The following is a 25,698-nucleotide window of genomic DNA, read 5'->3' on the forward strand; positions in this document are numbered from 1 at the left end:
TGATGGGCCGGCGGATGGATCGCGCATGGGCACGCGAGGGTGTGCCTGCAATCGGTGACAGGGGGCGAATCTATGGCTCAGCCGAAAGGCGCACGTCTGGTTGAGGACCGGATTTGCGGCTCTCTTACGCGCCGTCAACGCTCCGCGTCATGAGGGCATCAACAGCGCCGCAAGGGACGTCAACAGCACATCAACGCCGATCGCGTCGCTGGGCACCGTGATCCTGGCCTTGCCGGTACCGAGGTGCAACTCGATGTCGACCACCGGATGCTCGATGACCGCCCGAGACAGGTCCAGGTGCACCTTTCCGTATGCGGACGCGATTTTCAGGAATCGAGCTGCTCGCCAAGCGCCGCGCCGATAAGCCGGGCGTTGACTGAGAGGCTGCGTGAACTCCCTCCATACGGAACTTTGACGACGAACTCATGTGCGTATCGGAACCACGTGTCAGGTCCCGGCAATCTTGACGATGTGATGTCAACTCTCCATCTGCGTATTCCCGTTGGGCCGCGCTCCCAGCACATGGTGATCTGCGGCGACGACGGGCTCGCACGTCGCCTGGCAGTCACGCTGGACGCGGTGTGCGGCGAGGCGGTCACCGTCGTGCTGCCTTCGCGGCGCGAGGGTCACGCGCCGGACATAGCCGCGCTGCACCGCGATCCGCTGTCGCCGGTCGAGCTGTTGGTGGCCGTCCCGGGTCGATCCGGGGCACCCGAATCGCGTCCATCACGGCGGTGAACTGGGTGCAGTCGTTGGTGTTCCCGCCTGTGACAGTGAAGGCGAGCGGGCGGCCGGTGGCGTCGCAGGCCAGGTGAATCTTGCTGGTCAGACTGCCTCGGGAGCGTCCGAGTCCCGGGAGGCGGCACCCCCTTTTCGGGCCCCGGCGGCGTGCTGGTGGGCACGGACGGCGGTGGAGTCGACCGACACGAGCCAGTTGATGCCCTCCGCCTCGTCCGCCCTGGCCTGGGCGGCGCTGAGCATCCGCTCGAAGGTGCCGTCCAGGGCCCACCGGCGGAAGCGGGTGTGCAGCGTGGCCCACGAACCGTACCGCTCGGGCACGTCCCGCCAGGCCGTGCCGGTCCGGAACTTCCACACGATCCCGTTGAGCACGGTGCGGTCATCCAACCGCTTCCGATCCCGCAAGGAATCAGGTAGCAGCGGCCGAACGAACTCCCATTCGGCATCGGACAGTTCATGGCGACGTATCACCCAACCATGATCCACCACTCAAGATCATTTGAAGACACCACCCAGCGCCGCACTCCTCCACGGGAACCGAGGTCGCTCCGCACCTCAACATGGCACATTGTGGCTATGGCTTCTTCCCCTTCTGCTGTCGATCTGCGTGCCGAGCCGGTCGACGAGGTGCTCGACCGGGTCGAGCGGTTTTTGGGCGTTCTTTTGGAGCGGGGAAGCGTGGTGCGCAAGCGTCGCTCGGTCGGCGCGCGCACGGACCGCGGGACCTGGGTGCGGTTGGAGCGCCGGCCTTTGGCGCGGGTCGACGGCCAGGGGTGGAACGGCACGGAGGCCGCGGCAGCGCTGGAGGGCGTCGCTATGCCGCGGTGGCTGGCCGGCGTCGCGTGGCGGGACGCGTCAGGCGAGGCGATGTGGCGGGCGGATGAGGCGACCCTGCTTCCCGGTGCCCGGTAAAGCCCGGGGGAACCCTTACCGTCGATCCGCAGCTCCCCGGCGCCTGGTGGGGGCAGCTGAACAGGTCCCTGGACGCCCTGGCCGGCCAGACCACCACCCGCGTCGCGACGCCGGACACGGTCACCATCACGCAGGCCCGGGTCACACAGGAGATCACTTCGACCTTCGGCGACCTCGACACCACCCTCGCGGACTGGAGGCCGGCCCACGCGGACTTGAACTGGGCGAACGTGACGGGCCCGACGTTTTGCCTGTTCGACTGGGAGGACTGGGGCATGGCACCCAGGGGCCTGGATTCTGCCTCGCTGTGGGGGAATTCTCTGGCGGCCCCCGGCCTTGCGGAACGGGTGTGGCGGGAGCGCCGCGAGGACTTGGAAAGTAGGGAGGGGCTGCTGATGGCGCTGTTCTACTGCACGAAGGTCGTTGGCCGCTGGGCCGACGAGGCTGATCCCAAGCTCGCGCCAGCCCGGATCGCGGCTGAACGGATCGTGGGCGAACTTCAGGCCCGTTGACGACGCGAGTGGTCGCGCAGCAGCTTTCGGTACTGGCGCACCGTCGCCTCGTTGGCATTGAGGTGCAGTGCGTCGACCAGCTCACGCAGGTGTTCTGCGTCGTCCGAGCCCACCGCGACCGAGGCGACAGGAGGCAGGAGGCAGGAGGTAGGCGGCGCGGAACGCGGCCTGCACCCGCGAGGCTCCGCGGTGCTCGGGCTGCAGGAACATACGGGCGTCTGTGACTCAGTTCACAGTAGATCCAGAACCTGCGCGCCGCACCGGGCGTCTGGCTGGTGTGAGATCACGCAGGAGAGCACTGGACGAACTGGACGAGGAACGCCTTGTCCGGCTGGTGGCCAGAGGTGACCGCGGGGCGTTCGACGAGTTGTACCGGCGCACCTCGCCGTGGCTGGCGGTGCGGTTGCGCCGCCGCTGCGCGGACGAGCAGATCGTCGCCGAGGTCATGCAGGAGACCTATCTGGCGGTGTGGCGCGCGGCCGGCGCGTTCGCCGGGAGCGCGGTCGGCGGGACGGCCGTCGGGTGGCTGTGGACGATCGCGGCGCGTCGCCTCGTCGACGCGTTCCGGCGCCGTGCCCACCACGCCGAACCGCCGGTCGCCGCCGCCGAGCGGGCGGTGATGCCCGCGGCGGAGGAAGAGGCACTCGCCGGGACCGTCGGCGGCGACGTCGGCGACGCCCTGGGGCGGCTGGCGCCGGAACTCCGAGAAGTGCTACGGGCCACGGTGCTCGACGGGCTCTCCATCCGGGAGACCGCCGTCCTGCTCAGACTGCCCGAAGGCACGGTCAAGACCCGCGCCCGCCGGGCCCGGATCGCGATGCGGGAGGCGCTGACATGAGCGGGGAACACGCGTCGAGGCAGTTGATCGACGACTACGCACGTGGTGACGCGACGATGGCCGCGGACACGGTATGGGCGTTGGAGGCCCATCTGGAGACCTGCGCGTTGTGCCGGAGCCACCTGGCGGCCTGTGTGGCCACCGAGGCGCCGGGCATCGCCGCGCTCATCGACACCGTCCGGGCCGGTCTGGAACCGCAGTTGGACGCGGCCGTCAGGGCGCTCTCGCGGCGACACCGCCCGAGGTGGGTCGCTGCCTGGCTGACGCCGGTCATGGCCCCGTGGTTGGTCATGACCGTCCTCGTCACCCTGATGGCGCTGCTGCTGGACGCAGTGGCGCGGCCCATGTTCCTCGGCGGCGTCTCTCCCGTGTTGGCGATCGCACCCGTGCTGCCGCTGTGCGGTGTCGCCGCATCGTGGTCGCGCGGCCTGGACCCGGCGCACGAACTGACGGCCTCGACCGCCCGAGCCGGCCTGCCCCTGCTCCTCCGGCGCACCGCGGCGGTTCTCGTGGTGGTCCTGCCCGCGCTCGTGGTGGAGGGATGGCTGACCGGAACGATGTCGGCCGCGCAGTGGCTGCTGCCCTCCCTGGCCTTCACCTCCACCGCCCTGGCGCTGGGCAGCGTGGTCGGCGTGACCCGCGCCGCCACCGGGCTGGTGGGCGCCTGGGGCGTCGTCGTGGTACTCGCGTGGGCCACCGACCACGGACCCGTGGACCTGGAGCGTGTCCTTCAGCCGGACCAACTGCCCGCGTGGGGGCTGTTCTTGGCGCTCGGCATCGGCGCCGTGATCGCCCGCAGAAACGCGTACTCAACGCTGTGAAACCATCGTCGACCCTCGCAAGGGACTACCGCATGACGCCCACCACGAGCGCAGCCGACACCGCGCCGAAAACCTACGCCTGGCAGATCCGGGCCAGTGGCCTGAGAGTACGCGTCGGACGGAAGAAGATGGCCGTCGACGGGCTCGACCTCTCCCTGGGCATCGGCACCCACGGCCTCCTGGGGCCCAACGGCGCGGGAAAGACCACCCTGATCCGGACGCTGGCCACCGTGCTGCGCCCCACCGAGGGCGAACTGGAGCTGCTCGGCACCTCCCTGGGCAGGATGGTCGACCACCGGGCCCTGCGTCGCCGGATCGGCTACCTGCCGCAGGACTTCGGCTACTACAAGCGCTTCACGGTGCGCGAGTTCGTCGAGTACATGGCCTGGTTGAAAGAGGTCCCGAAGGCGGACGTCCCCGCGGCCGTCCAGCGGGCCGTGGAACGGGTGGGCCTGGCGGACCGCGCCGACCATCGGATGAAGACCCTGTCCGGCGGCATGGTGCGGCGGGCCGGCATCGCCCAGGCCATCGTCAACGACCCCGCGGTGCTGCTGCTGGACGAGCCGACGGCCGGCCTGGACCCGGCGCAGCGACTGCGCTTTCGCGAGCTGCTCCAGGAACTGGGCCGCGACACCTGTGTGGTCGTCTCCACCCACCTGGTCGAGGACGTCGCGGCCGCCTGCTCCGATGTGGTGCTCTTCGCCGACGGCCGCCTCGTCTTCCAGGGCACGCCGGAGGACCTGGCCGCGGCGGGCAGCACCGATTTCCCGGGCGACAGCCCCCTGGAGCGCGGCTACTCGGCGCTGCTCCGCAACTCCGGGCAGCGGGGAGGCACCTGGTGACCGGACGTGTTCTGCGCATCGAGCTGAAGCGCTCCGTCGCCCCGTGGCCCGGCATCGTCGTCCTGGGCGGCAGCCTGGCGATCTTCTGTCTGTACGACGGGCTCTGGTGGAGGGGCACCGCGGGGTGGACGGCCCAGTGGACCTCCATGGCCCTGTGGACCCGGTCCCTGCTGACCTTCTTGTGGCCGCTCGCGGTGGGCACGGGAGCGGTGTACGGGCTGCGCGAACCCCGCTCGCGGATGGCCGAACTGCTGACGACCGTGCCGCGACCGGCCTGGCGCCGTGCGGCGCTGCCGGCCGGTGCGATGGCGCTCGCGCTGGCGTCGGGCTTCGGCCTCCTGGTCCTCGTGGGCGGGGTCCAGGTGGCCCTCGGTGGGACCACCTACACGCCGCTCGATTGGCTGCCGATCTCGCTCGTGGCGGCGCTGGCCCTCGTCGCGGGGGCCGTGTTCGGCATGGGCGTCGCGCGAGCCCTGCCCTCCGTGCTCACCCCGCCGGGCCTGGTCTTGTTCTTCCTCATGCTGACGGCCCTTCTACAGCAGAACAGTGACGAGACACTGCCGTCGAGCATCGCGCCGAACCGGCTCGCCCAGCTGCTCCCGGTGACCGCGGAGCCGCGGGAGATGCTGCTGACCCTGTCCGGCTCCGTGCACCTCGGTCAGACGCTCTGGCTGCTCGGCCTGCTCGCCACCGGCTTCGCACTGCTGTCGGCCGTGACCCGCCGGGCCCGGCTGCTCGCGGTGATCCCCGTCCTGGCCGGTGCGGCCCTGGCCCTGCTGGTCCTCCCGGCCGCTGCACGCGACATCTACGTCGTCGACAAGGCCGCCGCCGCCCTGGTCTGCGACGGACCGGTGTGCGTGACACAGGCAAACCGCTCACGCCTGCCCGAGCTCGCACGGCGCGGCAAGGAGGCGCTGCGCGTGCTGCACGAGGTCCTGGGCGACAAGGCGCCGAACGCGGTGCGGGAGGACACCAGGCTGCGCGCGATCGCCGACAAACGCGAACCCTCCGGCGACGTGGTGCTGGTCGACTTCGACGACCGGCTGCTCGCCGATGCGACAGGTGAGAAACTGACCCGCGCGCTGATCGCCCAGGGTCTGGCACCCAGCTGCTACGGGAACAACGACCGGGAGGGCGGGGGGCAAGGCAACCTCCCTGTCCAGAGCGTCGCCGTGAGCTGGGCCCTGCACGATTCCCGGCTCCAACCGCTGGCGGAGAGGGGCAGCGACCCGTACTTGCGCACGATCTGGCCGGACGCCGACGTCGCCTGGCAGAGGCTGACGGCGCTGTCACCGGCCGAGCAGCGCTCGCGGATCGCCGAACTGCACACGGCCGGCCTCTCCTGCGCGGCGGACAACCAGCTTGCGGTGCTGGCGGGGAAGGCGACGCGATGAGGTGGCTGATCCTGCACGCCCGTTCACGGCAGGTGCCTGCCTCGGCCGCCGCGGTCGCGCTCGTCGCGCTGGCGGTGTGGGCTCTCCACCGCCCAGGGCCGGTGGATCAGGCGATGGCGGTCCTGGTCCTCACCGCGAACGTGGCGGCCGCTTCCGTCGGGCTCGGTGGGTGGGACGTCGTGCTGGAGAGGACGGCCGCGATCCGGTGGATGCCCCGCCGGGCGGCGCACGTGCTGCTGGCCGGCGCGTGCGCCGGTGCGGCGCTGCTGACGGTCCAGGCGGCGGGAGTGAAGCTCGCCCCCGCCGAGGTCGTCGTCCGGGACAGCGCGGGCCTGGTCGGCCTGGCCGCGCTCGGGGCGGCGCTGTGCGGGGCACAGTTCGCATGGACCCTGCCGACCGGCTGGCTCGCGTTCACCCTCTTCGGACCGCCTCCGGGCGGCACCGCGGGAGACGTGGTCATGTGGATGATCTATTCCCCCGCCACGACGGCGTCCACCGGGACCGCGTGGGCCCTGTTCGCGAGCGGCACCGTGGTGTATGCCATCGCAGGACCAAGACGGTAACGGACACGCCCCGCGCCACTGGTGGAGTGTCGGTATTCGAGAGTTGCAGTATTCGCCCGCAGGGCGAGCAGGCCCGCATCCGGCCCGGTCACGTCAGCGAACACGCCGCCCGGAGGCTCCTTCTGCAGATCGCCGTGCTTCCGAGCCCCGGCCGCGTGCTGAAAGACCCGACCCCACGGCCCGTACTCAACAGGCAAGTCCCGCCACGGAACGCCGGTCCGGACCCGGAACCGTATGCCGTCGATCAACTGCCGCCGAGGCCAGACGGGCGGCCGCCAAGTTGCGTTCCGGCTTGTCCGTACTCGGGGGCCGCACAGGACGCCCTCCAGGTTCACCTGTCTCTGATCTTGGGGTAGTTGGCTGTGCCATCGTTCGGGGCCTGAAGAGCGGTCTCCGGTGGCCTGAACTGCCCCCGGCGCAGTCCCACCGCGTTTACACGCCCCCCGGTTCTGAAGAGGTATTGGGCGGCCTAGATCCACGAGGAGGGTTTGTGAGTGACCTGATTGAAGGCAGCCAGTACCTGATCAAGAACAGGAAGACCGGGTTGTACCTGACCGGGAAGCCCAATCCGGACCGCGCCGAGCACGGGACCGTCGAGCTGCAGCCCCTGCGGGAGGGGGAGGCGCGCCAGACGCAGCTGTGGGAGTTGCGGCAGGGCGACGCCCAGGGATGCTTCATGCTGCGGAATATGCAGCGGGGGCAGTCGTACCTGCATCCCGCCGGGCACAGTGGTGCCGCCGGTGCCCGGCTGGAGGAGTTCGTCTACGAGCCGGATCACGCCGACAGCTACATGTGGGAGGTCATCAAGGAGACCACCCCGGACGGTGATGCCTGGATGCTGAAGTGCGTGGCCGGGGGGCGCTGGCTCAACATCGTGGGTCACAATGATGCGGCGGGTGCCCTGACGGAGCTGTGGGACGACCCGTCGGAGTCTCACGCGTACCGGCAGTGGTCGCTGGAACGGGTCGCTTCGCCACAGGCCGGGGCCGGGGTTGAGCTGCCGCTGACGTTCTCCGTCCCCCAGGAGTTCCACTCCCTCGACCTTGCGGCGTCCGCGGAGGAGAACACCGACCTGCTGCTCGAACGGCTCGGGCAGCTGGAGAGCCGGCCGCCGCAGGAGGAGCTCGCCCACGCCGTTCTGGCGCAGCAGACGATGTACGAGATGCTGACCGCGGCCGGTGCCGTCTATGCCGGCGTCCTGCTGGCCAAGACACCGACGGACGCCCCGCCCGAGCAGCAGCATCTGAGCTCGGTGATCCTGACAGTCGTCGCCCGGCCCAGCGAGCTGGCCAACGAGCACACGGTCACGCGCCTGGCACGCACCCTGGGTGCGATCCATCCCGATGCTGAGGTCGGCGTCACCAGGCTGCCCTCGGGGCCCGCAGTGCTGCTGACCCAGGACAGCAAGGTCGAGAAACCGGTCAACCTCCTCGTGAACGACGACCAGCCCACCGTGGTGCGCCAGCTGCATGTCTTCGTGCCCATCCCGGGCCGGCTGGCGATGGCGGACTTCTCCATCGCCAGCGAGAACCTCGCCGAGTGGGATCACTGCGTCGACATCCTGGCCGGTGTCTGCAACACCATCGCCTTCACCTGAAGCCGCCTGCCGCCACGGACAAAGGACCTCGCCATGACGAAGCCGCTGTACACACCCGAAAGCGAAGCCGACACCAAGCTGGACCACCTCGGCTACAACGCCTCCGTGCACGACCTGGTCGTGCAGGCCGCACACATTGAGCTCAACCGGTTCCTTGAGAATGAGGGCGAAGCAGTGCGGATGTGGGGCTGGGACCCCAACTCCCTGCATGCCGCGGACCGGTACCGCATCGCCCAGCTCCTGCGCTCCTTCATCTACCAGGAGCAGTGCATCGTCACCGCTCTGCGCGGGCTGGACGAGGAATACCGCGCCTACGTCGACTCATCGCCGCAGGCCCGCGCGAACGCCGAGGCGTTCATCGCCTCCCTCAACCAGGCCGCCGCCCGCCGCGCGGTCGATCTCATGGCCGACCGCCGGCCGTGGGACGCAGGGGCTTCGTGGCTCACGGATGACGTGCGTGACCGCGCGGCCAAGGATCTGGTGGCCCTGTGGCAGGGCGCGGCCCCGGTTGCCGACGCTCATGCCTCCCAGACAGAGCAGCGTGCGGGTGATGACGGGCCGTCGGCGCGTGCGGCCGATCGGCTTGTGGCTGGGGTGTTCGCGAACGGTCTCAAAGGCACGCCCGGCTTTTCGAAGGTGGCCAAGGCTGTCGCTGAAGACGCCAGGTACCTCACGTCGGGCAGCGACGTTGAGCCCCTCCCGCAATTCGAGCCCGGCACCGACGACGGGCCCAGCATCCCGGTCCCACGCGTCGAGCCCGTCACCGACAACCGGCCCAGCATCCCGGTCCCGCAATTCGAGCCCGTCACCGACGACGGGCCCAGCATCCCGGTCCCGCCCGTCGAGCCCGTCACCGACGTCGCCGAGCGCGTCCCGGACACCGTTGAGGGCCTCTTGGCCGGCGTGTACGTCGCATACCCCGGCAACGGCCCGTCGGCGGGCGAATATCTGCAGCCCCCCTTCCGCCGCATCCACACCATGCGCAGCATCGTGGACTTCCACGCCCCCGAGATCGCTCGCGAACTCGGCCCGCGCAGCGGCATGTTCCCCTTCCGCCGTTTGGACTCGGAAGGGAATGAGGTGCCCGAGGACACGTCATTCAAGGGGTCGGGCTTCGACATGGTTCTGTGGCGGCTGAGGGACCTCGGCTACCCCAGGGAGCGCATCCCCGACGGCCTGCTCTACGACCTGGTGGACACCGTCCTGGCCGTGCAGGCGGAGTATCAGCTCCAGTGCTTCTTCGTGGACCGGGAATTGGCCAGGATCATCGACACCCGGGGCAAGGAAGAGCAGTGGCTGTATCAGAAGACCGCGGAATGGGCCGCCGAGCGTGCCAGGGCTGAAATGGAGGCGAAGGCGAAGAGCAGCGCCTTCTGGGGCCTGGTAGGGGACATCCTCGGACTGGTCAGCGCCGCCGCCGGCGTCCTGGCGCTCATCCCGGTGCTCACCCCGATCATGGCCCCCGTTGCCATCGTCACCGCTGTCGCCTCGATGGGCGCGCACGCGGCGGCCGCCTCCATCTCGGGTAACTGGGACGCCGCCACGATCGCCGGTCTCGGAGCGGATGCGCTGGCCGCCATCCCTGCCGTCGGCGCCGTGGCCAAGGGCGCCAAGGGCGCCTGGGCCGCAGCCCGCATGAACAAGGTCGCCAACGTAATCTTCAGCGAAAGCGGGCGGGCCTTCGTCGGGGCGATCGCCGGCAAGGGCGCCTCCAATGCCGCACGCATCTTCGACCACGTCGGCAAGAAGGGCGCCGCGCTCGTCGAAGGCACCGTCAGCCAGGGCCAGCTCGCCGGGAAGGTGCTGCAGGGATCGGTCAGCCTGGCCACCCAGGTGCCCCTCGTCATCGAACTGTCCAGCGGCTCCACCGTGGACCAAGCGGCGAAGAACGCGGCCACCGGCACCGCACTGACCGCCAATTTCGGCCAGACCGTCGGCGAATGGGACACCGTCGGCACCGCCGTGAAGAAGGCCGGCACCATCAGCATTGAACGCTTCAGCCGCTTCTTCAGCCGGTAGATCTCACTCCCCCGGAACAGGGACCACCCTGTACGGGCGGGCTCCCACCGGTCGCTGGGCCCGCAGAGACCCGGCGGCCGTATTTGCGACACGCTGTGAGCTCCCCGAGCCCTGCCGGCAGCACCTCTTGCGCGTCGAGCGGGTCCAGCCATGCGATTCACCGGACACGCCCTGGGACGGCGCAGTGTCAGGCTCGGGCACTGTTGTACTCCGGCTCTCCGCTTTCGAGCACGCGGAGCAGGGACGCGGTGACGACACGGTGCTACGGCCGATACGCAGCACACGGCATGGAAACTCCCCGCGACGAGCCAGGTCGTACCCCTTCGCCCGCGAGAACCCCAACGCTCTGGAAGCGTCCTCCACGCTTCCCGTTCCATCCCAGGTGGCGCGGGATGCTCGTAGGGCTATATCGGGCGCCTTGCACCTCGTTGGGCCGTTCGTGCATTTTGCGATCTCCGGCGCAAGAATAGTGCAGCCCGCTCCCCTCCTGCGCGGCAGTCGCCACGCGGCCCACACGGCTGCCGCCCGCACGGATTAGCCGATACGAGGGCATCGTCCGCACCGAGGTACTGATCGCGACCCGCCCGTGTCAACAGCGCTACACGTTGTAAGAGCCGTCCATGAGTGTCCATCAGGTCCAGGGAGTCTCCTGAGGCCAGGCCAGGCCCCCTCGTATACGGGGGAGTCCAGGGCGGTTCGGGTGGTCAGGCCTCGTACGTGGGGACCATGACGGCGCGGGCGAGGGTGTGGCTGAACAGCGTGAACCCGAGGAAAGCTGGGGTAGCTGCCGCCGGCAGCTCGAGGGTCGGGACGTCGACCGCATGCACAGCGACGTAGTAGTGGTGTGTGCCATGGCCCGCAGGCGGGGCGGCCCCCAAGTACTGGCGCAGACCGGCATCGTTGGCCAACTGGAACGCACCGCTGGGCAGTTTCTCTCCGCTGCCGTCGCCGGTACCCGACTCCAGCTCGGTGACACGGGCCGGGATGTCGACGACGGCCCAGTGCCAGAAGCCGCTGGCGGTCGGTGCGTCCGGGTCGTATACGGTCACGGCGAAGCTGGCCGTTTCGGCAGGAAAGCCGGACCAGCTCAGGTGCGGGGAGACATCCTCGCCGCCGGCCCCGAAGATTCCGCTGCGCTGTGCCGGCGGGAGAGTTTCCCCATGGGCGACATCGTCGCTGACCACAGTGAAGGCCGGGACCTGCGGCAAAGCGTCATACGGGTGGTGTGTCATGGTGCTTCTCCTGTTCGTCTGAGTGCTACTGCGGGAGGAGGAGGGGCGGCCGGACGGTTCGCGGAATCGGAGCCGGACCGGACGTGGGTGGCCGTCAGGCGTCAGCGGCCCTCGGGCACCAGGATTGCCCGGCCGGTGACCTTGCCGGCCTCCAGATCGCGGATCGCCTCGGCATACGCACCGAGCGGGTAGCTGCTGGTGTGCAGGGTGACCCTGCCATCGGCCGTCAGGGCCATCAGTTCCTCAAGATCGGTGTAGGTGCCGACCAGATTGCCGACGACGCTGATCTCACGGGATATGAGGTCGAGAGTGGGAAGGCTGACCTCGCCCCCGTAACCGATGGTGAAATAGCTCCCGCGATTGCGCAGAAAGGCAAGGCCCAGCTCAGGTGTGCCGTGCTCACCCACGTAGTCGAAGACGACGTCGGCCCCTCCGCCGGTGAGGTCCTGCACCCGTGTGGCCAAGGTGTCGTTCGGCTCGACCGGATTGAGGATGTGGTCTGCACCGAGCTTCCTGATGATGTCCCACATGGCCGAGCCCGCCGAACTGGCCCGGCAGGCCAAGATGATGGAGTCCTACGGCGCGCACTGCGTCTGCGTCACCGACTCAGGCGGCCGCCTCACCATGGACCGCGTACGTGACCGCTTGCGCGCCTACCGCGACGTCCTCGACCCGTCCACCGAGCTGGGCATCCACGCCCACCACAACCTCGGGCTCGGCGTGGCCAACTCGGTCGTCGCAGTCGAAAACGGCGCCACCCGCACCGACGCCTCCCTCGTCGGCCAGGGAGCCGGAGCCGGGAACTGCCCCTGGAAGCGTTCGTCGCGGTCGCCGACCTGAGGGGCTGGGAGCACGGCTGCGACCTGTTCCCCCTGATGGACGCCGCCGACGACGTCGTACGCCCCCTCCAGGACGGCGAGGCGCGGGTGGACCGTGAGGCCCTCACCCTCGGCTACACCGGCGTGTACTCCAGCTTCCTGCGCCACGCTGAGTAGGCCGCCAGCCGCCACGGCATCGACGCCCGCGCCATCCTGATCGAAGTCGGTAGACCGCGCTATGCTTGCATCGGCTGGACCGGGAAGAGGCCCCAGCCCAGCGCTGAGGGAACTGCGACTGGCCCGCGAATGGGGCGTGCCCCTGGAAGGCCTACTTTCTGGCCGCGGTGAACGAGTCCGATGATGCGCAAAACACTGCTGGGCGAGAACGGCGTATTTCACCCCGAGCTACTCCGTTCCATCGCCGACCGCAAACAACGGCTGGGCAAATGCGCCCGAGCTGTCCGGCGTGAGCCGAGGCGGTTACCCGGGACCGACCCTTCGATGTGCGGTTGAGGCACGATGGCAGCAGAACCGGTGATCCACAGGCCGTAGCCCGGCGTCCGTGCTCAGTGATTCCTCGTATGCATAACGAGAAGGGGCCGCCCGAAGTGAACCGATCAAGCTCGGGAAAGCCTTGACTGCCAGGTGCTGGCCCTAAGAGTGCCCTGCCACTACCAGGGCGGCAGGCTGATCGGAGGACGAAAGCATGCCAACTACACCCGTGCTGAATCCGCAGGTCGTGCAGGAGCTGGTGGCCTCGCTCGAAGCTCCGTTCGTCATAGAGCTCGTCAACACGTTCTTGGAAGACTCTCCCCAACTGATCGACGAGATCCACCAGGGTATCCAGGGCAACGAGACGGAACAGGTACACCGTGCCGCGCACACGCTGAAATCGTTCAGCAAGACTTTCGGGCTCGAGCAGCTGGGGTCGTTGTGCCAGGGGCTGGAAAAACTCTCAGCACACGGCGAACTGTCCGAGGGCACGAAGTCGGCCGCAAAGGACACCGAAGCCGCCTACCGCCCCGCTCGACAGGCTCTGGCAGACCTTCGACAGGAGCTTGTCCCCATGACGGCGCCCAGCAGCCGGCCACGGGAGAGCTGATCCCGGGAGGAGGGCGATGAAGAGTCGCCACGCTGCGGTGACCGGCCAAGGCCCGGATGAACCTGGGGCGCAACCGCGGGTAGCGTACGAGCGCGGAGCGAGACGTCGACGGTGCAGGCCACGGATATGGCATAAGCTCGCTGCCATCTGGGTGGCGTTTATGCTCCCTCTGGTACTCGCAACTTTCTTCCTCCTGAATCAGCAGAACTCAGGGATCAGTTTTGCTCGCGCTGAATTGGCGGGGACGCAGTACCTGCGCCCCCTGAGTGCTCTGATCGAAAACGTATTGCAGCACCGGACGCTGTCTCGTCGCGCCACAGAGGAACCGTCTGCCGCGCATCGGGCACAGCTGCTGGAAAAGCGGATCGACCGGCTGTTCTCCGACCTGACTGCCGTGAACGATCGGTTGAGGGAGCGGCTGCAGACCACGCACGGCGAGATGTCCGGTGCCGGCCGGGCGGCACAGCTACCGTCGGCCATGGCCGACCAGTGGGCCAAGATCAAGGACACCCAATCGCCGCGGACCGCGGCTGCGGCCGACACTCGGCTCATTTCCCACTTGCTGCAGCAGTTCTCCTACATTGGCGACACATCCAAGATCATTCTCGATCCGGACTTGGACACCTACTACACAATGGCTGGTCTGCTCCTGACTGAGCCCAGACTGATGGAACGGATTTCCAGCCTCGGCGACACCGCAGATGCGCGGCTGCGTGACGGTGTCCTCAACTTGGCCGACCGGAGAGAGCTCGCACAGGCAGCGGGGTTCCTGACCCAGGACACCAGCGAACTGCGCCGGCAGCTCGACAGAGCCTTTGAAAGCACTGGTGCGTTCAATGACAACAAGCAGCTTCGACCTGTCCTGGCCCCACTGCTGCGCCGTGCGGAACGGAGTACGGGTGCGCTGAAGAGTGCAACCGTTGCCCAAGCCGATCGCCCCGTGAGCCCGCCGGTGGCAGCCGACCGGTATGCGACATTGGTTTCTCGGGCTGCACAGGCGAACTCGTCGCTGTGGCGTGCCATGTTCGACCAGCAAGACGTGATGCTGCGAGCCCGTCTGGACGGTTTCACGGAACGCCGGGCGATTGCGTTCGCCGCCATCGGCGCGGCAATGGCCACATCGGCGACGATCGCCACACTCATGTCCCGGCGCATCACCCGCAATGTGTCCGAGGTGGCCAGGGCCTCGCACATCCTCGCTGAAGGCGACCTGACACGGCGGGCCGGAGTCCGCAGTCAGGACGAGATCGGCGAAATGGCAATCGCATTCAACACAATGGCCGACCGCCTCCAGGGAAGCTACGAGGCCGTTGAACAGCAGGTCCGTCATCGCACAGCCGAACTAAAACGACGTACCGATTCCCTGAGTCTCCTCCAGGCCGTGTCCGCCGCGGCCAGTGAGGCTGCCACCAGGGACGAGGCGCTGCTGAGCGTGTTGAGGCTGGTCTGCCGTCACATGGGCTGGCCGGTCGGGCAGGCCTACCCAGTGGTGTCCAAAGGGGCGGACAGCGCCCCCGAGCTGGGCCCGCCGGTGGGTAGGCAGGTGGAAGAACAAGCCGTAGCCGCTACGCAGCTACGTCGGTTCACTGTCGGGCCCTCGTCGGCCGCGCGGACTGCGCTCGCCTTGCGCCGGCCTGTGGGTCCTCAGCCCGTCGCCACGGAGAAAGGCATCACCTCCGGAGCTGCCGAGGAGTCTTGCATCGCAGGAGTCATGGCATTCCCAGTGATGACGGACAACGAAGTGACCACCGTCCTGGAATTCTTCACTACCGAGGTTTCACCTCTCAGCGACTCCACCCGGGCTCTGATTGACAATCTCACCACACAGTTGGGACGTGTGGAAGAACGGCAGCGGGCGGTAGCGCTTCGACTGTCCATGGAGGCCGCCCAATCAGCCAACCGCGCCAAGAGTGCTTTCCTGGCGACTATGAGCCACGAAGTCAGAACTCCAATGAACGCGGTCATCGGCATGACGGAACTCCTGCTTGACACTCCCCTCACAGCGGAGCAACACAACTTCGCGGAGATCGTTCGTAACAGTGCAGACAATCTTCTGGCGATCACCAACGACATCCTTGACTTCTCCAAGTTCGAGGCGGGGAAATTCGACCTGGAATACATTCCCTTGAACCTGGGCGCTTGTGTTGAATCCGCCTTCGATGTCATCATGACCCGCGCGGACGAAAAGGAAACCCTGGAACTGAGGCACGTCATCGATCCTCGTCTGCCGGATGAGGTGTTGGGGGACAGCGTGCGTATCCGTCAAATTTTGATCAACCTGCTCGACAATGCAGTTAAATTCACCCAATCTGGAGAGGTTGTGCTGTACGTCCGGCGCTTCTCGGGCAAGCGCAGCGGCAACGGCACATCCAGTCACAAAGACTTTCTCCTGCACTTCACCATATGTGACACCGGAATCGGAATACCGCCGGACCGCATTGCGGAGCTGTTCCAGCCATTTGAACAGCTTGACAGCTCCACCACCCGCAGGTTCGGTGGCACGGGGCTGGGGCTGGCCATCAGCCGCCAGTTGACCGAGCTCATGGGAGGTTCCATCTGGGTCGAGAGTGAAGTGGGTCAGGGGTCGAAATTCCACTTCACCATCCGTACTCGGGAAGTTCCTGCGGAGATGCGCCGCCAGGACGCCATGGGCGCGATCCAGCTCACTGATAAACGGCTTCTGATCGTTGACGGCAACCCCACCGACCGTATGATCCTCGCTCGTCAGGCGGAAACCTGGGGCATGCGGGTGCGCGACACCGGATTCCCCACCGAGGCCGCCCAGTGGATCAATAGAGGGGACCCATTCGACGTCGCTATCCTCACCATGCAGATGCCTGACATGGACGGTGTTATGCTCGCGCGCCAGATCCGCAAATACCAGGACGCCAAGGGCTTGCCGTTGATAGCGATGGCCTCCCCGGGCGAGCCGGATGCGAGCGCCGAGGACACGGTCATGTTCTTTGCCCACCACACCAAGCCCGTCAAAGCAGCGCTGCTGCATGCCGACCTGTGCCGCATTCTCTTGGAAAAGCAGGATTCCTCTCCCGCATCGCCCCAGCCGACGCAGCAGGTCCGCCCGGGGGTGACCACGCTGCGCATCCTGCTGGCGGAGGACCACAACGTCAACCGTCAGCTGGCCCTGCGCATGTTGCAGAAACTCGGGTATACCGCAGATGCCGTGGAAAACGGTGTCGAGGCTGTGAACGCTCTCCGGAAGGAGAAATACGATGTGGTCCTCATGGACATCCACATGCCAATGATGAGCGGACTCCAAGCCGCCAGGGAGATCCATCAGGAATTGCCCGCACATCGACGCCCCAGAATCGTGGCGCTGACAGCCAGTGCAATGGCGGAAGACTACGACGCCTGCCTGGCCGCAGGAATGGATGACTTCATCAGCAAACCACTCCATCTGAATGACCTGAGAGCTGTACTGGACAAATGCATCCCGCTGGCCTCAGGTGCCCCCGATGATCCTCACGACGGTCGATAGAAGAGTGGCCAGGCCCCGGCCACCGAAGACCAGCTAAGTGCTTCGCACCGGCGCCCACAGCCCGTCTGTCCGGCTCGCCGACCCGCTGCACCGGTCACTGGTTGGATACCCTGGGAATCGGCAAATGGCACCTGGCTCATTAGGGTGTGAGAGCCGGCTGTACGCCGACATCGACGAGAGACGCCCAGCTACACACCGAGATCGACGAGCGACGCCAGGGTGTCCTGTCGGAGGAGTAGTGGCGATGAAGCGTTCTGTGCGGCGGCGGGTGGGTGTGTCGCTCCGAATGCTCGTGCGTGTTTTCGTCGTGGTCAATGCCCTGTTGCTTGCCGTTGTGCTTACCCTGAGCGTGATTGCAGTGCAGAGCATGCAGGACGCTGCACGGGCCGAGAGCCGGCGGTCGGAATCGCTGCGCCTGGCCGACGAACTGCGCCAGACCTCCGATGACTTGACTCGCATGGCAAGGACGTACACAGTCACCGGAGAGCCACGCTACCGGGACTACTTCGCCGAGATCCTGGCAATCCGTGACGGCAGAGCCCCGCGCCCCGAGCAGTACGACCGTGTCTACTGGGACGTGATCACCGACACCGGACGGCCGCCGACTTCCTCCGGACCGGCCGTCAGCTTCGATACGCTGGCCGCGCGGGCAGGGTTCACCGGTGAAGAGTTGAGCCTGCTCAAGACGGCCCGGTCGCGTTCCGACGCGCTGGCACGACTCGAAGAGAAGGCCTTCGCTGAGATCGACAGGACCGCTGGAACGTCGAGGGCAGCTACCGGCCGGGACAGGGCCGCCGCACTGCTCTACGGTGCGGATTACCACCACGCCAAGGCTCGGATCATGCAACCGATAGGACGCGTGTTCGATCTGGTCGACGTGCGTACACACCGAGAAACCGCGCAGGCAGTCGGCCGGGCGACGGCATACTCGTCGGCAGCGGTCGGCGTCGCACTGGTGATGCTGTGCGGTATGGGGGGCGTCGCGGTGGTGGCGCGGCGAGCGATCATCCGTCCGGTCGGCATGCTCGACCACGCTACCGCGCGCATCGCCGAGGGCGACTTGCGCGTGCGTGCGCCGGTCGGGGGCGTGAGCGAGATCAGCTCACTCGCCACGCGCTTCAACGGCATGACTGAGCGGGTACGGCTCCGAACCGGAGAACTCGAGCTGCTTCAACGCGTCGCGGTCACCGCCAACGAGGCCGCTGACCTGACTGAGGCGACGCAGGTTGTCCTCGACCTCGTCTGTGGCTACACCGGCTGGCAGGTGGGCCATGCATACTGGCTCGCCCCCGATGCGGCACGAGCCGAGGGCGCCGAGCTGATCCCCTCGCGGGTCTGGCACTCCCATGACTCCGCTGAGCTTCGAGTATTCCGGCAGGCGCGGGAAGCCAGCCCGCTGACCCCGGGAGAGGGGTTGCCCGGACGCGTATTTGCCAGCGGCAAGGCTGCGTGGATCGTTGATGTGACCAAGGACGCGGAATTCTCCCGCATCGGACGTGCGGACGACATCGGTGTGCATGCCGCCATGGGATTCCCCGTGCTGGTGGGCGACGAAGTCGTCGCCGTGCTGGAGTTCTTCTCGTTCCAGTCAGCCGAGCCCGACGGGGCATTGCTCGACCTGATGGCAAACATAGGCACGCAGCTGGGCCGGGTCGTGGACCGTATGCGTGCAGAGACTGCGGCACGCAACGTCAATTTGTTGCTGGAATCGACCGCCGAAGGTATCTACGCCACCGACCTCCAAGGAAAGTCCACGTTCGTCAACAAGGCCGCAGCCGAAATGCTGGGATACGAGCCCGACTCCCTGGTCGGCAAGCACATGCACGAGCTGTGCGGCCACACCCACCGCAACGGTCTTCCCTGCTCGATCGAGAAATGTCCGATCTGTGCGGCGTATCGGACCGGTCGTGGGCGCCAGACCGAGGGCGAGATGTTCAGACGGCGCAATGGAACCCTCTTTCCTGTAGCTTGCACTTCCTACCCGATCAGCGAGAAGGGGGAGGTCCGCGGGGCGGTTGTCACCTTCTCCGACGTCACAGCCCGGCGGCGTGCCGAGGAGGCGCTGCAGCAGGCGAAGGAGGCAGCCGAGAGCGCCAACAACGCCAAGAGTGCATTCCTGGCGACAATGAGCCATGAGATCCGCACACCGATGAACACGATCATCGGCATGACCGGACTACTGCTCGACACGGAGCTCGACCACGAGCAGCGCGACTTCGCCGGCGTCGTCCGTGAGAGCGCGGAGGCCTTGCTCGCGCTGATCAATGACATCCTCGACTTCTCGAAGATCGAGGCCAGTAAACTCAAGCTGGAGCACCAGCCGTTCCATGTCGGCGAGTGCGTTGAGGCCACGCTCGAACTCGTGGCCGCCGAGGCGGCCACGAAGAACATCGAGTTGGCCTGCCTGATTGACCCGGACGCGCCCGAGGGCATGGTGGGTGACGTCACCCGGCTCCGGCAGGTGCTGCTCAATCTGCTGAGTAACGCGGTGAAATTCACCGAACGAGGCGAGATAGTAGTTACGGTCGATGCTGAGCCTCTGGCGGATGCCGGCGACGGGTCGGCCGTGTCCCCGCGGTGCCGGTGGCACTTTGCCGTGCGGGATACCGGAATCGGCATCCCGCCCCATCGAATCGAAGGCTTGTTCGATCTCTTCAGTCAGGTCGATGTCTCAACGACCCGCCGCTACGGTGGCACTGGTCTTGGCCTGGCCATCTCAAAGCGCCTATGCGAACTCATGGGCGGGACGATCTTCGTATCCAGTCGGCAAGGTGAGGGCTCGACGTTCCGCTTCACCGTCGAGGGTGGGACCGCAGACGTCCGGCGGCGCGGCCCCGTGCCGGAGGTAAGGCAGGAGCTGGCGGGAAAACGGGTGCTCGTCATCGACGGGAGTGCGGTCAACCGCCAGATCCTGATGACACAGATGGCGGCGTGGGGCATGCAGCCGATCACCACCGAGTCACCGGCCGAAGCGGTCGAGTGGCTTTCGGCCGGAGCCCACTTCGACCTCGGAATCCTTGACGCAAAGATGCCGGAGGGGAATGGCCCCAGCCTCACCGAAACCATCCAGGCGACCCAGCAGCATCACTCCATCCCGCTCCTCATGCTGACTTCGCTCGGTCAGCAGCGCAACGACCTCCCCGACTCCCAGATAGCCGCCTACCTGACCAAGCCGATCAGGCCGTCCCAGCTCTTCGACACCATCATCAGCGTCTTCACAGGGCAGTTGGCCGGTGCTATTTCTGCCGTGGAGAGCGCATCCGGAACGCAACGGAGCGCGCCCCAGGGCACTTTGCGGATCCTCGTCGCAGAAGACCACGCGGTCAATCAGCGACTGGCAATACTGCTGCTGGACAAGCTCGGATACCGAGCCGATGTCGCGAGCACTGGTCTGGAGGTATTGGCGGCGCTCGAACGTCAACCCTACGACGTGATTCTCATGGACGTGCAGATGCCGGAGATGGACGGCCTGGAGGCGACGCAGCGTATCCGCTTGCGTTGGCCGGGCGAGGGGCGCCCCTACATCGTCGCAGTCACCGCCAACGCGATGGAGGGCGATCGGGAACCTTGTATCGAAGCCGGGATGGATGACTACCTCACCAAGCCCATCAATCTCAAGGAGCTGGGCAAAGCCCTCGCCCGCTGTGCACGCCGGGGCGAGCGCCCTCGTGGTGACTTCGACTCGTCAGAGTGACGCCGGAGTGCCGAACACAAAGTAGTCCTGCGGCACCTGGACCGGACCCTCACCGACCACGACGCCAACCTGCTGCGCGACCACATCTACGCCGCCGTTCACCAGGGCAGCGCCCACCAATGGGCGGCAACCCGCTGAGGAGAACCGAGGCCGGCGCCGCCCTACGAGGAAGGCGCCGGCCCACCGGCAGATCACCCGTCCGTTGGGGGAAGCCGGGTCGCGCAGTGGGCGCAGGCCGCCAGGCAGGTCGGGCAGGTGGAAGGAGTAGCAGCCGAGCATGTTGATGTGCTGCCTGACGAACGGCGAGAGGCGGGCCACGTCCTCGCCGCGGACGTCGAAGCCGTCCGCGCGCAGTTGGTCGTGCGGCCTTCTTGCGCTGCTGGTGGCGCACGGGCCCTTCGGGCGGTGCGTGCCACAGGCCGGAGCCCTGTTCGCACTCGCCTCGATGGTGGCCTACGGGCTCCAGATCAGCAGTCGGCAGGCCGACCTGACCATCCCCGCGATGGCTGCCCCCTCCTGCTGTTCGGCATCGGCTTCGGCTCGATCGGCACACCAATCGCCGACATGTCTCGCTAAGTTCCGCACGAGAACGCCGGATCGGCCTCGGGCCTGTCCAACCCCGCGACCCAGCTGGGCATCGCCTTCGGAGCCGCGCTGACCGCCCTCGTGTTCTTCTCCGCCACCGGCGGCTCACCCGACGGCGAAGCCAACCGCGACGCGTTCACCGGCGTGCTCTGGCGGCTCGGCGGCACCTTCGCCGCGATGCGGGCCCTGATGTTCTCCCTGCCCGAACACACGAACAGCCAGGCTGAGTAGGCCAGTTCACTGCGGCGGCGGCACCCGCCCCGGTGCCGCCGCCCCTCACCCTCTTCGCTTCGCGCAGCCACGAGGAGCGAAGCCCTCATGCCCATTAACCAGATCACCGAGAAACGCCTCCCATTGATCTTGGCGTGGCAGGGGCGAGCTCTCATCCGGGGGCGGCGCGTCTATCCGGCGAGGGTGAGGTGGTGCAGGCGGGCGATGCCGCTGATGGCGTGATGAACGCCGTCGCCCTTGAGGCGACAGTCGCGCAGGATCTTCCAGGTCTTCATACGGGCGAAAGCGGGCTCGACGCGGGCGCGGACCTGTTTGTGGGACTTGTTGTGTTCCTGCTTCCAGCCCGGGGAGCTCTTCGCCTTTGCGGCGCCGGTGGGGCATTGCTAGGCCAGTGCCCGGGTAGCCGCCGTCGGCGATGGCCATGGTGTTACCGATGGCGGCCTTGGCCCCGGATTCCTCCCATGCCTTGCAGTTGTTGCGATTCCCGGGAAGGGGCCGGCCGACCACGACGACATGTCGGGTGTCGGCGTCGATGACGACCTGATGAGTGGTGGAGTACCTGTAGTTCTTCGACTGCTCGGCGATGCTGTGGTCACGGGTAGGGACCAGAGTGCCGTCCACGATGAGCACCGTGTCCTTGCGGAAACGCTGCCGCTGCTTGAGCGCGAGCAGTGGGCTGGTGCGGGCAACGATCCGATCGGCTGCGGACTTCGAAATGCCGAACAGCGGGGCGAGCTGCCGGAGTGTCAGATTGGTTCGCCAGTACGCGACGACGAGCAATACCCGGTCCTCCAACGGCAGTGACCACCGGCGCCCTGGCCGCAGCGCCTCAGCTCCTTCGCGGCGGAGCATCGTGATCAGCTTGTAGAAGGCGCGCGGGTTCAGGCCGGTGAACGGGACTATCCAAGACGGCTCCGACGCCGTGATCACTGCTGTCACATCAAGATCGTCCCACCGCGTCGAAGGCCACACTCGCTTAGATCGTTAACTGCCGAGATCTGGCTGGGCGGTCTCGCCGTCGGCCGGTACCGTGCGATGCAGAACGAGGAGGGGTGGGCTGGTGCGCCCAGTGCTGTTGGTGGATGTCGACGGGCCGCTGAATCCGTATGCCGCGAAGCCGCACCGACCGCCCGAGGGTTATCAGACCCACCGGCTTCTGACGCCCCGCTGGGAGGCCGCCGAACGGCGCCGGCTGGCTGAGTGGGGGCTACCGAACAAGCCGGTGAAACCGCTGCGGGTGTGGCTCAACCCGGCTCACGGCCAGGCATTGGACGCGCTCCCCTTCGAGCTGGTGTGGGCGACCACGTGGGAGGAAGAAGCCAACGCTTTCGTCGCACCGGTCCTGGGACTGCCCGAGCTGCCCTTCATCGCAGGCCGAGCCCGGGGACGGTGTGTTCTGGAAGACGCCGGAGATCGTCGTGTGGGCGAAAGGCCGGGCGTTCGCCTGGATCGACGACGAGATCACCGAGGCGGATCGCGCCTGGGTGAGCGAGCATCACAGCGGCCCCGCTCTCCTACACCGGGTCGATCCCCGCTGCGGTCTCACCAGCAACGACTTCGCCACACTCACGGCATGGGCGACCGGTCTGCGCTGACCCACGGCCAGCCGGCAGCCGCCTGCGACGCCGTTCCGCACGATCATTGCGGGACAGCCCTTAGGCCTGGCTTATGCCCAGGCCGACCGGCTGGATGACGCAACAGCGCAGCTGACCGAAGCACTGAGGATCTTTCACGAGAACCATCAACCGTTCTGGGAGGGGCAGGCGAACGTCAGACTCGCGGAGACGTATATGCGGGCACACAGGGGTGATACGGCGGCCAACCACGCCGAGCAGGCGCTCATCGCCTTGAAGGAGTCCGGTGGAAACAGGCACCGAGCCACTGCCCTGATGGTTCTCGCCAAGGCGCTGAATCAGATCGGGCAGACCCGGCGTGCGCGAGTGTGCTCGATAGAAGCGCTCCACATTTCCACCTCTCTGGGTGCGCAAGACCGTGAGCGGGGCGCCGGACTGCTGGGTACCCCTGACGTGTCCCTGCTGGAGCGCCGTACGAGTTGAGCAACTCAGCCCAGCTGAGCCCGTCGCCATGCCGTGTACCCCACCGATCAGAGTCGCCGCCGCAGACCCCCTCGGCCCCTGGTCTTGCTGCCGGGGGTGCGCAGTTCGAACCAGACGGTCTTCCCCGCGGCGGTGTGCCGTGCGCCCCAGCGGGTCGAGAGCTGGTCGACCAGGTGCAGCCCTCGGCCGTGGTCCTCGTCGGCGCGGGCGGGTGGACGGTCAGCGGACGGAGCGGCGGAGCGGCCGTCGGCGATGTCGCAGCGCAGCGTCCGGTCAACGGGGGAGTGGGACATCCGCAGGTGGAGGGGGCCCCAGGCGTGCTGGAGCGCGTTGGTGACCAGTTCGCTCACCAGGAGTTCGGCGATCTCGACATGCTCGGGCAGCCCCCATCGGGCCAGCTCGGTCCGGATGATCCGCCGGGCCTGGGGCACGGCGCACACATGCGACTCGAGCGGCTGTGAGATCACTTTGCCGCGTGTCCCCCTCAGGTACCGGGCCAGCTGAGCAACCAGCGCGGCGGCGGTCGCCGCCAGCCGCCCCAACAGACGGCACAGCGGGAGCAGTACGCCCTCACGTACGGCGACAGAGCGGGTGCGAATGCCGGTGCTCATCACGATGCGGTCCGGGCGAGCGGGATCCGCCGCAGCGGGGGGCTGGAATGGCAGGGGTGGGGGCCGCCATACAGGAGCCCTCGCGTGAGGCTCGGACCAGGAGAGGCCGTACGGCGTCAGGTCTGTGTCCGCCGTCGGTTGTCGGGCCGTGCCCAGGGACGATTCCAGTTTCGGGAACATCTTTCCGCCCTCGCTTCTCTCCGGGACCGTGGGCGGCCGGTGGAGTCAGGAGGCCACCCGGGCTCCGGTGGGGCACCCGGGAGGGCTGTGGTGTGCGAACAACGACCCGGGGCATCACGTCCGCCCCACCTCTTTCCGTGCCGTCGGCTGTGCCGGGGAGCTGATGTATGCCTTCACCGTGCACCCGGCGCCCTGTGGCAGTCGTTAGGGGAACCCCCTAGTACGACCCCTAATCGGGGCGCCGGGTGCACGGCGGTGCGGTGGACGGAGAAACGGGGCGGTGGTGGAGGAGGCGGGGGCGGGCCGGCGCCGGTGTACCGCACCCGCCCGGCCGGCGCGGGTTGCGTCAGGCGAGCAGAGGTTACTCGGCGTGGCGGGCCGTTCCCGGGCCTCGTGCGCCTACCGCTCCGACGTCACGGCCGCGAGTTGCTGAAGCTGTCGTGCCAGACGGCCGACCGAGTCGGTTTGCCCGGCGACCTGGTCCAGGGCTCCGGCCGGGAGCGGACCGCCGGCCATGGCCTGCACGGCCTCGGTGAGTTCGGCGAGCGCCTTTTCCACCTGTTCGAGCCGGATCTTCAGCAGGATGTTGTTGACCCTGGACGTCAGCAGGAGGTGGTCCAGGGGCTTCGGCAGATAGTCCTCGGCGCCCATTTCGAGGCAGCGGATGACACTGTCCAGCTCGCCGACGGCCGACATCATGATCACGGGCGTGCGGCTGAGCTGCTGATCGTGCTTCATCAGATCGAGCGTCGCGTAGCCGTCCATCCCCGGCATGAGGATGTCGAGCAGCACCACATCGAAGTCGCTCTCCCGCAGCATCTGCAGAGCTTCGAGCCCGTTCTCGGATGTCGCGGTCTCCAGCCCGGCCATTTCCAGGCGATAGGTGAGCATCATGCGGTTCGTGCGATCGTCGTCCACGACCAAGATGCGCCCTTTCCTTTCGGTTCTGTCCGTCACGGCGTTGCTATCGGTCATGACCAAGCTCCGCTCTCTGGGCGACCAGCCCGTCTCTCGCAGCGCGGTACTCTCCTTCGATGCGGGTCACCAGCGGTGCTGCTGCGCTGGGATCCCCACTGGCGCCGGTCGTGTGCAGCGGCTCCCTCAGCCGCCGGTCGACCTGCATGAGCGCCGTGAAGTCCGCCCTGACGACGCGGTCGGCTGCCGCGAAGCGGCTCCTCGGTACGGACTCTCCGGTGATCTCGCGGTGCAGCAGCGCGCGGCGGTCGGAGACGTCCTGCACCAATGCGCTCAAGGGACGCAGGTACCGGACGCCGCTCAGCTCGGTCCGAGTAAAGTCGATCTTGCTGTTCTGCTGGTCGACCAGGGAGAACGTGGCCACCCCGAGAGGGACCATGAGGGCGATGCAGAGGGCCAGCAGCTTGTGCCGGATTCGGGGCGCGAAGCGCATTCTGCGGCTGCTGCGGGCTCTGCCCTGCGGTCCATCCGGGGCTGGGGG

21 protein-coding genes and 5 pseudogenes are annotated in these 25,698 nt (G+C 67.4%); 14 read left to right on the forward strand and 12 right to left on the reverse strand.

Annotated features, from left to right (window positions below):
• Positions 1-147: 147 nt before the first annotated feature.
• The 3 genes from AB0C46_RS07120 to AB0C46_RS07130 all read right to left on the reverse strand — a co-directional run bounded on the left by AB0C46_RS07120 (position 148) and on the right by AB0C46_RS07130 (position 1,227).
• Entirely contained in the window at positions 148-303 is a 156-nt protein-coding gene (locus tag AB0C46_RS07120) for a hypothetical protein (RefSeq protein ID WP_362826330.1), read from the reverse strand.
• 292 nt (positions 304-595) lie between these two features.
• Entirely contained in the window at positions 596-934 is a 339-nt protein-coding gene (locus AB0C46_RS07125; protein ID WP_362826449.1) for a transposase, read from the reverse strand.
• Positions 826-1,227 (reverse strand): IS5 family transposase, encoded by a 402-nt coding sequence (locus AB0C46_RS07130; protein ID WP_362826332.1) that lies wholly within the window; start codon positions 1,225-1,227, stop codon positions 826-828. Before AB0C46_RS07130 ends, AB0C46_RS07125 begins: the two co-directional genes overlap by 109 nt.
• 87 nt (positions 1,228-1,314) lie before the next feature.
• Here AB0C46_RS07130 and AB0C46_RS07135 point away from each other — a divergent pair.
• Positions 1,315-2,162, forward strand: a pseudogene (locus AB0C46_RS07135) (hypothetical protein).
• On the opposite strand, the gene AB0C46_RS07140 reads toward AB0C46_RS07135, so the two are convergent.
• Positions 2,150-2,275, reverse strand: coding sequence for a hypothetical protein (locus AB0C46_RS07140; protein ID WP_362826333.1), 126 nt, complete (start codon positions 2,273-2,275; stop codon positions 2,150-2,152). The pseudogene AB0C46_RS07135 and the gene AB0C46_RS07140 overlap by 13 nt on opposite strands.
• A 164-nt stretch (positions 2,276-2,439) precedes the next feature.
• Here AB0C46_RS07140 and AB0C46_RS07145 point away from each other — a divergent pair, with 164 nt between their 5' ends.
• The 5 genes from AB0C46_RS07145 to AB0C46_RS07165 are packed head-to-tail and all read left to right on the forward strand — an operon-like array spanning position 2,440 to position 6,620.
• A complete protein-coding gene (locus tag AB0C46_RS07145) occupies positions 2,440-3,000 on the forward strand; it encodes an RNA polymerase sigma factor (RefSeq protein WP_362826335.1) in 561 nt (186 codons plus the stop codon).
• Positions 2,997-3,821 carry a zf-HC2 domain-containing protein gene (locus AB0C46_RS07150; protein ID WP_362826337.1) on the forward strand — a complete coding sequence of 275 codons (825 nt, stop codon included), beginning with the start codon at positions 2,997-2,999 and terminating at the stop codon, positions 3,819-3,821. Before AB0C46_RS07145 ends, AB0C46_RS07150 begins: the two co-directional genes overlap by 4 nt.
• 32 nt (positions 3,822-3,853) lie before the next feature.
• Positions 3,854-4,663, forward strand: a complete 810-nt coding sequence (locus AB0C46_RS07155; RefSeq protein ID WP_362826338.1) for an ABC transporter ATP-binding protein — start codon at positions 3,854-3,856, stop codon at positions 4,661-4,663.
• A complete protein-coding gene (locus tag AB0C46_RS07160; protein WP_362826340.1) occupies positions 4,660-6,057 on the forward strand; it encodes a hypothetical protein in 1,398 nt (465 codons plus the stop codon). Before AB0C46_RS07155 ends, AB0C46_RS07160 begins: the two co-directional genes overlap by 4 nt.
• Positions 6,054-6,620, forward strand: coding sequence for a hypothetical protein (locus AB0C46_RS07165; protein WP_362826341.1), 567 nt, complete (start codon positions 6,054-6,056; stop codon positions 6,618-6,620). Before AB0C46_RS07160 ends, AB0C46_RS07165 begins: the two co-directional genes overlap by 4 nt.
• A gap of 131 nt (positions 6,621-6,751) precedes the next feature.
• On the opposite strand, the pseudogene AB0C46_RS07170 reads toward AB0C46_RS07165, so the two are convergent.
• A pseudogene (locus AB0C46_RS07170) lies at positions 6,752-6,949 on the reverse strand (transposase); the annotation flags it as partial.
• 161 nt (positions 6,950-7,110) lie between these two features.
• Between AB0C46_RS07170 and AB0C46_RS07175 the strand changes: the two are divergent.
• Both AB0C46_RS07175 and AB0C46_RS07180 read left to right on the forward strand, forming a co-directional pair.
• On the forward strand, positions 7,111-8,217 hold the full coding sequence (locus AB0C46_RS07175; protein WP_362826343.1) for a hypothetical protein: 1,107 nt from the start codon (positions 7,111-7,113) through the stop codon (positions 8,215-8,217).
• Positions 8,218-8,250: 33 nt separating this feature from the next.
• Positions 8,251-10,236, forward strand: a complete 1,986-nt coding sequence (locus tag AB0C46_RS07180; protein ID WP_362826345.1) for a hypothetical protein — start codon at positions 8,251-8,253, stop codon at positions 10,234-10,236.
• Between the two features lie 704 nt (positions 10,237-10,940).
• Here the strand turns inward: AB0C46_RS07180 and AB0C46_RS07185 are convergent.
• Together AB0C46_RS07185 and AB0C46_RS07190 are read right to left on the reverse strand one after the other, a co-directional pair.
• Positions 10,941-11,468 (reverse strand): YbhB/YbcL family Raf kinase inhibitor-like protein, encoded by a 528-nt coding sequence (locus AB0C46_RS07185; protein WP_362826347.1) that lies wholly within the window; start codon positions 11,466-11,468, stop codon positions 10,941-10,943.
• Between the two features lie 101 nt (positions 11,469-11,569).
• On the reverse strand, positions 11,570-11,998 hold the full coding sequence (locus AB0C46_RS07190) for a zinc-binding dehydrogenase (protein ID WP_362826349.1): 429 nt from the start codon (positions 11,996-11,998) through the stop codon (positions 11,570-11,572).
• On the opposite strand from AB0C46_RS07190, the pseudogene dmpG reads away from it, so the two are divergent.
• The 4 genes and pseudogenes from dmpG to AB0C46_RS07210 form a co-directional block, all read left to right on the forward strand.
• Positions 11,979-12,634 (forward strand): annotated as a pseudogene (gene dmpG / locus AB0C46_RS07195) (4-hydroxy-2-oxovalerate aldolase); the annotation flags it as partial. The gene AB0C46_RS07190 and the pseudogene dmpG sit on opposite strands and share 20 nt — an antisense overlap.
• Positions 12,635-13,007: 373 nt before the next feature.
• Entirely contained in the window at positions 13,008-13,388 is a 381-nt protein-coding gene (locus AB0C46_RS07200) for an Hpt domain-containing protein (protein WP_362826351.1), read from the forward strand.
• Between the two features lie 160 nt (positions 13,389-13,548).
• Positions 13,549-16,884, forward strand: coding sequence for a response regulator (locus AB0C46_RS07205; protein ID WP_362826352.1), 3,336 nt, complete (start codon positions 13,549-13,551; stop codon positions 16,882-16,884).
• Positions 16,885-17,128: 244 nt separating this feature from the next.
• Entirely contained in the window at positions 17,129-20,578 is a 3,450-nt protein-coding gene (locus tag AB0C46_RS07210) for a response regulator (RefSeq protein WP_362826354.1), read from the forward strand.
• On the opposite strand, the gene AB0C46_RS07215 is transcribed toward AB0C46_RS07210, so the two are convergent.
• On the reverse strand, positions 20,570-20,896 hold the full coding sequence (locus AB0C46_RS07215) for a hypothetical protein (protein ID WP_362826356.1): 327 nt from the start codon (positions 20,894-20,896) through the stop codon (positions 20,570-20,572). The two genes, AB0C46_RS07210 and AB0C46_RS07215, sit on opposite strands and share 9 nt — an antisense overlap.
• Before the next feature lie 348 nt (positions 20,897-21,244).
• Between AB0C46_RS07215 and AB0C46_RS07220 the strand changes: the two genes are divergently transcribed.
• Positions 21,245-21,394 carry a hypothetical protein gene (locus AB0C46_RS07220; protein WP_362826357.1) on the forward strand — a complete coding sequence of 50 codons (150 nt, stop codon included), beginning with the start codon at positions 21,245-21,247 and terminating at the stop codon, positions 21,392-21,394.
• A 170-nt stretch (positions 21,395-21,564) separates the two neighbouring features.
• Here the strand turns inward: AB0C46_RS07220 and AB0C46_RS07225 are convergent.
• Positions 21,565-22,333: pseudogene (locus AB0C46_RS07225) on the reverse strand (transposase).
• Between the two features lie 118 nt (positions 22,334-22,451).
• Here AB0C46_RS07225 and AB0C46_RS07230 point away from each other — a divergent pair.
• Positions 22,452-22,989: pseudogene (locus tag AB0C46_RS07230) on the forward strand (HAD domain-containing protein).
• Between the two features lie 509 nt (positions 22,990-23,498).
• On the opposite strand, the gene AB0C46_RS07235 reads toward AB0C46_RS07230, so the two are convergent.
• The 3 genes from AB0C46_RS07235 to AB0C46_RS07245 form a co-directional block, all read right to left on the reverse strand.
• Positions 23,499-24,062 (reverse strand): ATP-binding protein, encoded by a 564-nt coding sequence (locus tag AB0C46_RS07235; RefSeq protein WP_362826358.1) that lies wholly within the window; start codon positions 24,060-24,062, stop codon positions 23,499-23,501.
• 579 nt (positions 24,063-24,641) lie between these two features.
• Positions 24,642-25,160 (reverse strand): response regulator, encoded by a 519-nt coding sequence (locus AB0C46_RS07240; RefSeq protein WP_362826360.1) that lies wholly within the window; start codon positions 25,158-25,160, stop codon positions 24,642-24,644.
• 46 nt (positions 25,161-25,206) lie between these two features.
• Positions 25,207-25,650, reverse strand: a complete 444-nt coding sequence (locus AB0C46_RS07245; protein WP_362826362.1) for a hypothetical protein — start codon at positions 25,648-25,650, stop codon at positions 25,207-25,209.
• Positions 25,651-25,698: the final 48 nt, after the last annotated feature.

It is taken from the genome of Streptomyces sp. NPDC048637, from assembly GCF_040650675.1.
Classification (GTDB): Bacteria; Actinomycetota; Actinomycetes; order Streptomycetales; family Streptomycetaceae; genus Streptomyces.

Bases quoted from the DNA above. Each gene is read 5' to 3' on its own strand.
- AB0C46_RS07150 (WP_362826337.1), top strand. From the start codon at position 2,997: ATGAGCGGGGAACACGCGTCGAGGCAGTTGATCGACGACTACGCACGT.
- AB0C46_RS07155 (WP_362826338.1), top strand. From the start codon at position 3,854: ATGACGCCCACCACGAGCGCAGCCGACACCGCGCCGAAAACCTACGCC.
- AB0C46_RS07165 (WP_362826341.1), top strand. From the start codon at position 6,054: ATGAGGTGGCTGATCCTGCACGCCCGTTCACGGCAGGTGCCTGCCTCG.
- AB0C46_RS07180 (WP_362826345.1), top strand. From the start codon at position 8,251: ATGACGAAGCCGCTGTACACACCCGAAAGCGAAGCCGACACCAAGCTG.
- AB0C46_RS07185 (WP_362826347.1), bottom strand. From the start codon at position 11,468: ATGACACACCACCCGTATGACGCTTTGCCGCAGGTCCCGGCCTTCACT.
- AB0C46_RS07190 (WP_362826349.1), bottom strand. From the start codon at position 11,998: ATGTGGGACATCATCAGGAAGCTCGGTGCAGACCACATCCTCAATCCG.
- AB0C46_RS07205 (WP_362826352.1), top strand. From the start codon at position 13,549: ATGCTCCCTCTGGTACTCGCAACTTTCTTCCTCCTGAATCAGCAGAAC.
- AB0C46_RS07210 (WP_362826354.1), top strand. From the start codon at position 17,129: ATGAAGCGTTCTGTGCGGCGGCGGGTGGGTGTGTCGCTCCGAATGCTC.
- AB0C46_RS07235 (WP_362826358.1), bottom strand. From the start codon at position 24,062: ATGAGCACCGGCATTCGCACCCGCTCTGTCGCCGTACGTGAGGGCGTA.
- AB0C46_RS07245 (WP_362826362.1), bottom strand. From the start codon at position 25,650: ATGCGCTTCGCGCCCCGAATCCGGCACAAGCTGCTGGCCCTCTGCATC.